This is a genomic window from Candidatus Ruthia endofausta (assembly GCF_013342985.1).
Classification (GTDB): Bacteria; Pseudomonadota; Gammaproteobacteria; order PS1; family Pseudothioglobaceae; genus Ruthia; species Ruthia endofausta.
Genome location: NZ_CP054490.1, coordinates 490,313 through 502,298 on the forward strand (window position 1 = coordinate 490,313; position 11,986 = coordinate 502,298).

General features: G+C 36.9%; 9 protein-coding genes, 1 tRNA gene and 2 pseudogenes. 8 read left to right on the top strand and 4 right to left on the bottom strand.

Annotated elements, in window-relative coordinates; translation table 11 throughout:
- Window positions 1-49 precede the first annotated feature (49 nt).
- The 8 genes and pseudogenes from HUE58_RS02615 (at window position 50) to fabF (ending at window position 7,630) form a co-directional block, all read left to right on the top strand.
- Window positions 50-337: a co-chaperone GroES gene (locus tag HUE58_RS02615; protein WP_174605507.1), complete on the top strand. Its 288-nt coding sequence runs from the start codon at window positions 50-52 to the stop codon at window positions 335-337.
- A gap of 12 nt (window positions 338-349) precedes the next feature.
- Window positions 350-1,981, top strand: a complete 1,632-nt coding sequence (groL, locus tag HUE58_RS02620; protein ID WP_174605508.1) for a chaperonin GroEL — start codon at window positions 350-352, stop codon at window positions 1,979-1,981.
- Window positions 1,982-2,123: 142 nt separating this feature from the next.
- On the top strand, window positions 2,124-3,374 hold the full coding sequence (locus HUE58_RS02625) for a cytochrome c family protein (protein ID WP_174605509.1): 1,251 nt from the start codon (window positions 2,124-2,126) through the stop codon (window positions 3,372-3,374).
- A 75-nt stretch (window positions 3,375-3,449) separates the two neighbouring features.
- Window positions 3,450-5,333 carry a DNA topoisomerase IV subunit B gene (gene parE, locus HUE58_RS02630; RefSeq protein ID WP_277998019.1) on the top strand — a complete coding sequence of 628 codons (1,884 nt, stop codon included), beginning with the start codon at window positions 3,450-3,452 and terminating at the stop codon, window positions 5,331-5,333.
- A pseudogene (locus HUE58_RS02635) lies at window positions 5,326-5,856 on the top strand (7-cyano-7-deazaguanine synthase). Before parE ends, HUE58_RS02635 begins: the two are co-directional and overlap by 8 nt.
- Complete coding sequence (locus tag HUE58_RS07110; protein WP_277998020.1) at window positions 5,856-5,978, top strand: hypothetical protein; 123 nt, start codon at window positions 5,856-5,858, stop codon at window positions 5,976-5,978. The pseudogene HUE58_RS02635 and the gene HUE58_RS07110 overlap by 1 nt, the downstream one beginning before the upstream one ends.
- Before the next feature lie 105 nt (window positions 5,979-6,083).
- Complete coding sequence (gene acpP / locus HUE58_RS02640; protein ID WP_174605510.1) at window positions 6,084-6,311, top strand: acyl carrier protein; 228 nt, start codon at window positions 6,084-6,086, stop codon at window positions 6,309-6,311.
- Between the two features lie 80 nt (window positions 6,312-6,391).
- Window positions 6,392-7,630 carry a beta-ketoacyl-ACP synthase II gene (gene fabF / locus HUE58_RS02645; RefSeq protein WP_174605511.1) on the top strand — a complete coding sequence of 413 codons (1,239 nt, stop codon included), beginning with the start codon at window positions 6,392-6,394 and terminating at the stop codon, window positions 7,628-7,630.
- A 35-nt stretch (window positions 7,631-7,665) separates the two neighbouring features.
- Here the strand turns inward: fabF and HUE58_RS02650 are convergent, their stop codons facing one another.
- The 4 genes and pseudogenes from HUE58_RS02650 to metG form a co-directional block, all read right to left on the bottom strand.
- A complete protein-coding gene (locus HUE58_RS02650; RefSeq protein ID WP_174605512.1) occupies window positions 7,666-7,881 on the bottom strand; it encodes a hypothetical protein in 216 nt (71 codons plus the stop codon).
- Window positions 7,874-9,808: a M3 family metallopeptidase gene (locus HUE58_RS02655; RefSeq protein WP_174605513.1), complete on the bottom strand. Its 1,935-nt coding sequence runs from the start codon at window positions 9,806-9,808 to the stop codon at window positions 7,874-7,876. Before HUE58_RS02655 ends, HUE58_RS02650 begins: the two co-directional genes overlap by 8 nt.
- 12 nt (window positions 9,809-9,820) lie before the next feature.
- Window positions 9,821-9,910: transfer RNA gene (locus HUE58_RS02660), tRNA-Ser, on the bottom strand.
- A gap of 41 nt (window positions 9,911-9,951) precedes the next feature.
- Window positions 9,952-11,966 (bottom strand): annotated as a pseudogene (gene metG, locus HUE58_RS02665) (methionine--tRNA ligase).
- Window positions 11,967-11,986 lie beyond the last annotated feature (20 nt).

Sequence of the window (11,986 nt, forward strand, 5' to 3'; positions counted from 1 at the left end):
AAACTTAAGTATCAGCTTAAAAATTAATTTATTAACTAGGAGAAAAAAAATGAATATTCGCCCCCTTCACGATCGTGTGATTGTCCGTAGAACACAAGAGGAAAAAACCACTGAAAGTGGATTAATTATTCCAGATTCAGCCACAGAAAAACCTTCAAAGGGTGAAATTTTGGCGGTTGGTCATGGTAGAATTAACGACAATGGTGATGTTATTGCATTGGACGTTAAAGTTGGAGACCAAGTATTATTTGGACAATATGCGGGTAACGAAATTAAAGCAGATGGTGAAACATTGCTAGTTATGCGTGAAGACGATGTTGTCGCAGTTATTGAATAAAGGAGATTAAAAATGAAAGATATAAAATTTGGCTCAGAAGCTAGAAACTTAATGTTAGATGGTGTTAATATGCTAGCTAACGCAGTTAAAGTAACACTAGGACCCAAGGGTAGAAATGTTGTACTAGATAAATCATTTGGCGGTCCAACAATTACCAAAGATGGTGTTTCTGTTGCTCAAGAAATCACCTTAGAAGGTAAATTTGAAAACATGGGTGCACAAATGGTCAAAGAAGTGGCATCAAAAACCAATGACATTGCTGGTGATGGCACCACAACAGCAACTGTGCTTGCACAAGCCCTTGTTATTGAAGGTGTTAAATCAGTGGCAGCAGGTATGAACCCTATGGATCTTAAACGAGGCATTGATAAAGCAACAGAAGCTGCTGTTAATGCATTGCGTGACATCTCACAACCTTGCAATGACACAAAAGCCATTGCCCAAGTGGGTACTATTTCTGCAAACTCTGACACTTCTGTGGGTGATATTATTGCCAATGCCATGAAAAAAGTGGGTCAAGCTGGTGTCATTACGGTTGAAGAAGGTTCTGGTTTTGAGAATGAGCTTGATGTGGTCGAAGGTATGCAATTTGATCGTGGCTATTTGTCGCCTTACTTTGTTAACAATCAAGAATCAATGACTGCTGATCTTGAGACGCCTTTTGTATTGTTACATGACGGTAAAATTTCAAATATTCGTGATTTATTACCCGCACTAGAAGCAGTCCAAAAATCAGGCAAAGCTTTGTTAATCATCGCTGAAGATATTGATGGCGAAGCGTTGGCCACTTTAGTGGTTAACAATATACGTGGTATTGTTAAAGTTGCAGCAGTTAAAGCACCTGGCTTTGGCGATCGTCGTAAGGCAATTTTGGAAGACATTGCCGTACTAACAGGTGGTGTGGTTATTTCAGAAGAAGTTGGCTTGTCTTTAGAAAAAGTAACTGATGAACACCTTGGTACCGCTAAGCGCATTGAAATCGGTAAGGAAAATACTGTTATTGTTGATGGCGCAGGTAAAAAAGCTGATATTGATGCTCGTATTGCACAAATTAAAGCACAAATTGAAACCACAACGAGCGATTATGATAAAGAAAAATTACTTGAACGCTTGGCTAAATTATCAGGTGGTGTTGCTGTGATTAAAGTAGGCGCTGCTACTGAAGTTGAAATGAAAGAAAAGAAAGACCGTGTTGATGATGCACTACATGCTACTCGCGCCGCTGTTGAAGAAGGTGTCGTTCCTGGTGGTGGTGTTGCCTTAGTTCGTGCTATTAAAGCCTTAGACAGGTTAACGGGTGATAATCATGATCAAAACATTGGTATTGACATTACTAAACGCGCCATGGAAGCACCACTACGCCAAATTGTAACAAATGGTGGTGGTGAGGCTTCTGTTATTCTTAATGAAGTCGCTAAGGGTAAGGGTAATTATGGCTACAATGCAGCAACAGAAGAATATGGTGATATACTTAAGATGGGTATTTTAGACCCAACAAAAGTTGTTCGTGCAGCATTACAACATGCTGCCAGTATTTCAGGTCTTATGATTACAACTGAGGCAATGATTACTGATACTCCTCAAGACGCACCTGCTGCTGCACCTGATATGGGTGGTATGGGTGGTATGGGTGGTATGATGTAACCATGTTATATAACCTTTAAGTAAATAAAAAGCCCCATTTTATGGGGCTTTTTATTATGATAGAAAGCAGTATAAGTTATTTTTTATGCTGAAATAATGTTTTATAATGGTATATTTTTAACACCAAATAAGAGGCTTTAAGGTGAAAATAACACAACGTTTATTAATTATTTTAACAATATCTTTGCTGGAATTACAAGCACAAGCAAATATACAATCTTTCATAAATTCAGAAGCTGATATCATGATGAATTTTACTAGAAGTGGCAATAATTCACATTCAAGCATTGACAACCTATCTTCAAAAAAATGTAGTAGATGTCATAGTGATATTTATGAACAATGGGAAAGTTCAATGCATGCTAAAAGCACAGCATTAAAAGACCCTATTCATGGTCTTTTTTATGATGCAGTTGTAGGCAATCCTAGAGTTAAAGGTGTTAGAATGGGAAAAAATAAAGATAAATACCCAGTTTGTTTAGAGTGTCATTCGCCCGCAGCTGCAAAAGAAGGGAAAACCCAACTTAATGCCAAAAGATCATTCTCTGAAGGGGTTAATTGTATCGCTTGTCATTCTTTAACTAAATTCAAAGGAACAAAGAAAAAAAGTGGTGGGCTAAAATTAGGCATGAAAGCTTATGAATATTCATCCAATCAAATACAGGGTCCTAATGGCACTAGTAAAAAACATAAAAATTTTGGTAAAGGCGGTGTTGCAAACAATCCAGGTTTATTTAAAACTTCCAAGGTGTGCTTAGGTTGTCATGACCAGCGTAACAATTCTAAAAAAGTACCACTTTGTCAAACTGGTGGAGAAATTATATCTGCAGGAGGTTCTACCACTTGCCAATCTTGTCATATGCCAGTAATTGAAGGTATTAGCAACCATACAATGGCGGGTGGGCATTCTGCTGAAATGGTAAGCAAAGGTTTGGTTATGACAATTAATATCAAAAAGGTTTCCGATATGTTTCAAATTAAAGTAAATGCAACTAACTTATTGCCACATAATTTCCCAACAGGCGCACCATTTAGGAATTTCTATATTACTGTTACTGCACAAAATTCTCATGGTGACGTCTTGTGGCAAAGCTCTAAAACTCACCCTATGAAGGATGACAAGCAAGCCATGTTTATGTACATTATTGGTGATGATAATAACAAGCCAACATCACCACCTAAAGCAACCAAAGTTTTGGGAGATACTCGTTTAAAGCCAAATGAAACTCGCGTATTAAATTATACGATTTCATCAAATGGCGTTGCCATAATTACAGCAAAAGCTTATTATGATTTGCTGCTAGTAGCAATTAAAGATAAATTTGGCTCAAAATTATCTAAGCGCTTATTAGAACCTAAAGAAATAGCAAAAGCTATCGTAGTTATTGAATAGTCTTTATTAAAAAAGCCTCGTTTTTTCGAAGCTTTTTTTGGTATGATACTTGCCAAATTATCACATTTAAACATCATGAGTAGCTACGATTCATCCTCTATTGAGGTTTTAACAGGCCTTGACCCAGTACGCAAACGTCCAGGAATGTACACTGAAACTGAGCGCCCAAACCACCTTGCCCAAGAGGTTATTGACAATAGTGTTGATGAAGCAATTGCAGGATATGCTTCTAAAATTAGCGTTGTTTTATACAAGGATGGCTCCTTATCCGTTGAAGATAATGGCAGAGGCATACCTGTGGATATTCACCCTAAGGAGGGTAAGTCAGGTGTTGAGGTTATTTTAACCAAACTTCATGCAGGTGGAAAATTTTCAAATGATTCATATCAATTTTCAGGTGGCTTACACGGTGTTGGCATTTCACTGGTTAACGCCCTATCCACTTTGGTAGAAATTTGGATTAAAAGAGATGCTAAAGAACATTACATCACTTTTTCAAACGGTTTTAAGCAAACAGAACTTGAAATAACTCGCGCCGTTGGTAAGCGCAACACGGGTACTATCGTTAAATTTAGACCTGATGCACAATTCTTTGACACTATTAAATTCTCCGCAACTAAATTACGCCATAACCTACGCTCTAAAGCAATTTTATGCCCAGGTTTAGAGGTTCATTTTTATAATGAAATAGATGAAACAATAGAGAAGTGGGTTTACAAAGAAGGCTTAAAAGACTATCTACTCATGTCTTTAGATGGCTTAGATTGTCTACCACCCGCCCCCTTTATTGTTAATTATAAAACTGACGAACAGCAACTTAATTGTTCACTCGCATGGACGCGATACACCACCAATGTTGTAGCTGAAAGCTATGTTAATCTTATCCCAACCATTGGTGGTGGCACGCATGTTAACGGGCTAAGATCAGGACTTACTGAAGCCTTAAAAGAATTTTGTAAATTTAGAAATTTAATCCCAAGAAACATCAAACTCACACCTGATGATATCTGGCAAAAAATTGCCTATGTATTATCCATAAAAATATTAGACCCGCAATTTTCTGGGCAAACCAAAGAAAGACTCTCTTCCAGAGAATGTGCTAGTTTTGTTGCCAATGTTGTTAAAGATGCTTTTAGTCTTTGGCTAAATCAACATACCAGCATTGCGGAGCAAATCGCTCAACTGGCTATTGTCAATGCGCAAGCAAGACTTAAAACCAACAAAAAAGTCATTCGCAAGAAAATAGTTAATGGTCCTGCCCTGCCTGGAAAATTATCAGATTGCACCAGCACTGACCTTAATCAAACAGAAATATTTTTAGTTGAAGGTGACTCCGCAGGTGGCTCTGCCAAACAAGCAAGAGACAAAGAGTATCAAGCTATTTTACCACTGCGCGGTAAAATTTTAAACACTTGGGAGTTGGATTCTGAACAAGTATTGGCCAGTAACGAAATTCATGACATTAGCATTGCTATTGGTCTTGAGCCTAATAGCGAAGATTTATCTGGCTTGAGGTATGGTAAAATTTGTATTCTTGCTGATGCCGATTCAGATGGTGCGCATATTGCCACGCTCATTTGTACTTTGTTCGTGAAACATTTCCCAAAACTTATTCAAGAAGGTCATATATTTATTGCAATGCCGCCTTTATATCGTGTGGACGCAGGAAAACAAGTTCACTACGCCCTTAATAACAATGAACAAGACGCCATTATTAAAAAAATAGAAAGTGAGAACAAGCGTGTTAAAATTCAAGTTCAGCGCTTTAAAGGTTTGGGTGAAATGAACCCTTCTCAATTAAGAGAGACCACTATGCTACCTGATACTAGACGCTTAATTCAACTCACATTAGATAATCCATTGCAAGTTTTTCAAACCATGGACATGTTATTAAGTAAAAAACGTGCAGCTAATCGAAAAAAATGGTTAGAAGAAAAAGGTAATTTGGCCAATGTTTAATGCTAAACATAAAACCAAAGCTGTTATTCTTTTATCTAGCGGGCTAGATTCTACAACAACTTTAGCCATTGCTAAAACAAAAGAATTTGAATGCTATAGTCTGGGTTTTGATTATGGGCAAAAGCAGAAGTCAGAGTTAAAATCTGCTGAAAATATTGCCCAAATTTTTGCCACTACTGAAGATAGAGTTATGAAAATATCTTTATCTGATATTGGTGGTTCTACCTTAATAGATAATAAGATTGACATACCTAAATTTTCTCAAAGCAATAATATTCCGATTGCGCTAGCATGTCAGAGATGCTAAATTGCCAGCATGTATTTATTGGCGTTGATGCGTGGACTATTTGGTTATCCTGATTGTAGAGAGTCTTATATCAAAGCATTTAAAGTGATGGCTAATCTTGCCACCAAACAAGGTGTTGAAGGGAAAAAACTAACCGTTCACACACCACTAATTCATTTAAATAAAGCACAAATTATCAAAAAAGAGGCCTTTCTCTTGGTATTGTCTATTCACTGATAACAAGGTGTTATCAGGCGGATAAAAATGGAAAAACTTGTGACATTTTTGATGCATGTGAATATAGAAAATTAGGCTTTAAAGAGGTGAAAATAACAGACCCAACCCAATATCAAATCTAGCATTATTTATATAAAACACTTTAATAAAAAAATTAAAATTTAGTCTTGTATAACCTCTTTTTGACGATAAAATAATGATTTTAAAATAGTTAAGGAAATAGACAGATGAGTATTGAACAAAGAGTAAAAAAAGTTGTAGCTGAACAATTAGATGTAAGCGGTGATATTGATAACAATGCTTCTTTTATTGATGATTTAGGTGCAGATTCTTTGGATACTGTTGAATTGGTCATGTCTCTTGAAGAAGAATTTGACTGTGAAATTCCTGACAATCAAGCCGAAAACATTACCACAGTTCAACAAGCAATTGACTACATTAACAATAATTTGTAATTTCCGTTCATCAACTTAACGCAATAAGGCGCTTCTTTCTTTGAATTAAGCGCCTTATTTATATTAAATTTTAAAACATTATGAGTAAAAGAAAGGTTGTTATTACAGGCATGGGTATGGTTTGTCCAGTGGGTTTAAGTGTAGACGAATCTTGGGATAATATTCTTAAAGGTCATTCTGGCATTGCCCCACTCACTAATATTGATACCAAAGGTCAGTTAGTCACATTTGGTGGTTCGGTTAAGGATTTTGAAATTACTGACTACTTAAAACCTAAAGATGCCAAAAAAATGGACACCTTTATCCATTACGGCATGGTCGCTGGCATTCAAGCTATTGAAGACAGTGGTATTGAGATTACTGAGCAAAATACTCACCGCATCGGTGTTGCCATCGGTGCTGGCATTGGCGGTCTTGGCACAATTGAAAAAACTGCAGATCTATTCAGAGAAAAAGGTGCAAAGCGCATTTCACCTTTTTTCGTTCCTTCGTCAATCATTAATATGATTTCAGGCAATCTTTCTATCAAATATGGCTTAAAAGGCCCTAATTTTTCCATTGTTACCGCTTGCGCCACAGGCACTCATAACATTGGTGATGCTTCTCGCTTAATTGAATACGACGATGCTGATGTGATGATTGCTGGTGGTGCTGAAATGTCAACCACTAATTGTGGGCTAGGTGGTTTTTCTGCGGCACGCGCATTATCCACTCGTAATGATGACCCGACAAGCGCTTCTTGCCCTTGGGATAAAGACAGAGATGGTTTTGTGCTTGGTGACGGTGCGGGTGTTGTGGTATTAGAAGAATTTAAACACGCTAAAGCACGTGGTGCAAAAATTTATGCACAAGTGTCAGGCTACGGTATGAGCGGGGATGCTTATCACATGACACTACCTTCAAAAAAGGGGGAAGGGGCAGCCAGATGTATGCAAAATGCGCTGAGAAACTCAGGTATTAACGTTGATCAAATTGATTACATTAACGCCCATGGCACCTCTACGCCAGCAGGTGACCAGGCAGAAACAGATGCTGCAAAATTAGCCCTTGGCAAGCATGCTTATAACATTGTCATGAGTTCAACCAAATCTATGACTGGGCATTTATTGGGCGCTGCCGGTGGCATTGAAGCCATTTTTACTGCACTTGCCATTCAAAATCAAATAGCACCACCTACCATTAATATTATCAATCAAGACCCAAATTGTGATTTAGATTATTGTGCTAATGAAGCACGAGAAATGACAATCAATCATGCCATTTCTAACTCATTTGGGTTTGGTGGTGCTAATGGCTCAATTGTATTGAGCAAGATTTAAAAAAATCTTATTCTGAAAACAACTTAGAATATTAACTATTTTGTTGTTGTTAAATCAACGCCTTTAATTTTATCAGCATCAGAAATTAATACCTCAATAAACTCATAAATTGCAATTGCACCATTTTGAACACTACTAAGTGCAACTTCCTTATTCATAACCAAAGACCAGCTTTCATCAGTTGCAATAAACTGTACAGCACCGCCAATTAATGCCAAAATAATAATAATACTGAGAATAAATCTAATCATGTTTTTTCCTTAGTTGAATGAATGTGCCGTTTGCTTTTAATAAGGCACTAATTGAGGGTTTTTCACCTCTAAATTTTATATATTGTTGCATAAAATCTAGACTGCCGCCTATTTGCAAAATATTATACAAGAAATCTTGAGAGGCATTAGAACCAATACCACCCTTCTTTTGCACATAGTAATAAGCATCAGCTGCTAAAACTTCTGCCCATTTGTAGCTAAAATATCCCGCGCCATAACCGCCTGAAAAAATATGCCCAAAAGTGTTTAAAAATCGATTTTCATCAATACCATCCATCAGAGCCGTTTCTAATCGAACTTGGGCTAATACTTCATAAGTGTCTGAATTGGACATGTGTGTTTTAAGATCCCACAATGAAAACTCACATTGTCGTAACATACTCAGTGCTGAGTGAAAATTTTTAGAAGCGATGAGTTTGTCAAACAAATCATTAGGCAAAGATTTTCCAGTTTTATAATGCTTTGAAATAAGCACAATCACTTGTTTTTCAAATGCATAAAACTCCATGTACTGACTGGGCAATTCCACGCCATCCCATGGCACACCAGATATGCCTGCAGCACAGGGATATTTAACTTTAGTCAATAGATGATGTAACGCATGTCCAAACTCATGAAATAAAGTAACAATTTCATCAAATTCAAATAGGGCTGGTTTGTCTTTAGTAGGGGAATTAAGATTACAAACCACAAAAGCAACTGGTTTTTTCTTATTAATCAAAGGCTGGTAATCCGCCATCCATGCACCAGAACGCTTATTTTCTCTGGCATATAAATCAAGATAAATTCTACCAATGAGTTCATTTTTATCACTAACATTTAAAACTTTAACATCGACGTGATAGCTATCTTGCTGTATTTGCTTAATTTTAATCTGATATAAATTTTCAATGGTTGAAAACAACCCATTTAACACACTCTCTGCTGGAAAATACGGCGTTAAATCAGATTTTTTAAATCCAAATTTTTGTTCTTTAAGTTTTTCACTATAAAACCCTAAATCCCACGGTTTTAAATCAATGCCTGAAAAATTTTCTAATTCTTCTAGCTCTAATTGCGCCTGAGGCTTTGAACACCCCACCAAATTAGACAAAAACTGAAGTACTTCATCAACTGTACTAACCATTTTAGATGCAATAGACAACTGCGCATAATGCTCAAAACCTAAGATATTAGCCATCTCAGCACGTAATGATAAAATCTCATCCATAATTGGCTTGTTGTTATAATTAGTTGAAGTAATGCCCAATTCTGAGGCTCTTGATACATAAGCTCTGTACACTTCTTCTCTTAAATCTCGGTTGTCTAAATAAGTCATAACATCCATATAAACAGGCATTTGCAAACTTAATTCATAACCCTTATTAGTTCTAATTTTTGCCAATTCATTATCACTATAGCCTTTTAACTCATTTTTACCTACATTTTTTTTCCACTCGTTAGTGGACTTTAAAGCGTTTTTAGAAAACTCATTGCTCAGTAAACTGAGTTTCTCCTTGATAGTTTTAAATCTATTTGCAGTCTTGCCTTTCAAGCCCACACCTGAAAGCTCAAAGCCCTCTATGGCGTCTTTAACGATGTGTTGTTGTTGCTTATTAAGGTTGGTCTTTTTGAGTGCTTCGTAAGCTTGATATAGAGCTTTATTGGTAGATATATCAGAATAAAAATTAGTAATAATTGGCAGCGTTTGTTCATATTGCTGATTAAATTCATCACTAAACATCACTGCATTTAAATGTGAATTAACACTGGTGAACTTACCCAACTCAAACTCCATTTGGTCAATAGGTACAACCACACTATTCCAACTCCTACCAAGGCTTGCCTGTTCTACTACCTTAAGCCCGTCTTTGGTTAATTTTTTAATGGTTTTAACAATATTTTTAGGTTGAAAATTTGGTTTCATAAGGAATTAATATGGTGGAAGGAGTGGGATTCGAACCCACGGCACCCCCAAAGGTACACACACTTTCCAAGTGTGCTCATTCGGCCGCTCTGACATCCTTCCGAAAAAAATTATTTTAATCAACAATGGTTAAGATTTCAAGGCTAACTAATTTTTATGCCTGGCTTAGCAGTAGAATCAACTGACAAAATATGCAACGACTCACCATCACCTGCTGCAAGTGCCATCTCTTGTGAGATGCCCAAAGCGCATTTTTCTAGAGCTATAAGTTTGCAACCATAATGTGGTAAGTCGCCCTTCTAAACCCTTTGTTGTGTAATGGGCTTTAATGCCTGCAAACACATTGCGTGTTTCTTGTTCGCCGATGTCTAATATTAATTGTAATAATTTATTAGCACCTTCTACATTTTGGGCTTTGATAATTTTGGCAACCCGTAAATCAATTTTTCTAAAGTCGTTATTCTGAATCATGACTCTGAGTTTTTTTCGTTCTTGCGTGGTTGATTGTTGCATACTTTCGCTTTGGATTCTTAATAACTTGCTCAATTTGTTCATCTTCGATACGTGACATTAACGGCTTAAAGGAGTTAATTTGGTGCTTGGTTAAGGGGTGTTGTTTTAAATCCTTCCAATTAAGCGCATCTATATTTAAAAACACTTCAACCTGCTCTGCCATAACGGGTAACACTGGTTTAAGATAAATCATCAACACTCTAAATAAATTAATAGCGAGTGAAGTTATATCATGCACTTGTGCTTGCTTGTCTTGTTCTTTTACCAATTGCCATGGCTTATGCTCATCGATATATTGATTGGCTTTATCGGCTAATTTCATAATCTCGCGCATGGCTTGATTATAATTACGCGCCTCATAGTGTTTTTTAATAACATCACTACAAGCAACAAACTCATGATAAAGCTCAGGTTCAATAGCATAGGCAGATAAAGTTTTGTTAAATTTATTAACAATAAATCCCGCACTACGTGAAGCAATATTAACCACTTTTCCCACCAAATCTGAATTTACACGTTGTTTAAAATCGGTCAAATTAAGATCTACATCATCAATTTTAGCAGACAGTTTATAGGCATAATAATAACGCAAACATTCAGGATTAAGATGATTAAGATAAGTTCTGGCCTGAATAAACGTACCGCGAGATTTGCTCATTTTTTGACCATTCACAGTTAAAAAACCATGTGCAAAAATCGCGCTTGGCGTGCGATAATTCGCACCCATCAACATCGCTGGCCAAAAAAGTGCGTGAAAATAAACAATGTCTTTACCGATAAAATGATAAAGCTCGCTACTTGAGTCTTTGTTAAAGTACTCATCAAAATCTAACCCCTGCTCGTCGCAAAGCTTTTTAAAACTCGCCATATAACCAATCGGTGCATCTAGCCAAACATAGAAATATTTACCTTCCATCCCAGGAATCTGGAAACCAAAATACGGTGCATCACGAGAAATATCCCATTGTTGAAGGCCTTGCTCAAACCACTCAGATAATTTATTTCTAACTTCATCTTGTAAATGCCCTGCTTTGGTCCACGCTTTAAGTTGCGCTTCAAATTGAGGCAAGTCAAAGAAATAGTGCTCTGAGTCTTTAGTGATTGGGGTTGTACCTGAAATGGCAGATTTGGCATTTTTCAGCTCTATTGGCGAATAGATTGCGCCACAAACTTCACAATTATCACCATATTGGTCATTAGCACCACACTTAGGGCAATCACCTTTAATGAAGCGGTCGGGTAAAAACATTTGCTTCTCAGGGTCAAATGCCTGAGAGATGGTACGTGTTTTAATAAAACCAGCGTCATTTAGCTTGCTATAAATATTGGCAGAAATGTCTTTATTTTCCTGGCTATGGGTTGAGTGATATTGGCTAAAACCAATGGAGAACTCTTTAAAATCTGCCTGATGGCGCTCACTCACATCTTCAATTAACACTTCAGGCTTAATACCAAGCTCATCAGCTTTAAGCATAATGGGTGTACCATGTGCATCATCTGCACAAACATAATGACACTCATTACCCATCATTTTTTGAAAACGCACCCAGATATCAGTTTGAATGTATTCCAATAAATGCCCCAGATGAATTTCACCATTGGCATAAGGCAGTGCTGAGGTAACGAGAATTTTTCGCGATGTCATAATAAGCTTGGTAATATTAA

Bases quoted from the DNA above. Each gene is read 5' to 3' on its own strand.
- fabF (WP_174605511.1), top strand. From the start codon at position 6,392: ATGAGTAAAAGAAAGGTTGTTATTACAGGCATGGGTATGGTTTGTCCA.
- HUE58_RS02615 (WP_174605507.1), top strand. From the start codon at position 50: ATGAATATTCGCCCCCTTCACGATCGTGTGATTGTCCGTAGAACACAA.
- parE (WP_277998019.1), top strand. From the start codon at position 3,450: ATGAGTAGCTACGATTCATCCTCTATTGAGGTTTTAACAGGCCTTGAC.
- HUE58_RS02655 (WP_174605513.1), bottom strand. From the start codon at position 9,808: ATGAAACCAAATTTTCAACCTAAAAATATTGTTAAAACCATTAAAAAA.
- HUE58_RS02650 (WP_174605512.1), bottom strand. From the start codon at position 7,881: ATGATTAGATTTATTCTCAGTATTATTATTATTTTGGCATTAATTGGC.
- acpP (WP_174605510.1), top strand. From the start codon at position 6,084: ATGAGTATTGAACAAAGAGTAAAAAAAGTTGTAGCTGAACAATTAGAT.
- groL (WP_174605508.1), top strand. From the start codon at position 350: ATGAAAGATATAAAATTTGGCTCAGAAGCTAGAAACTTAATGTTAGAT.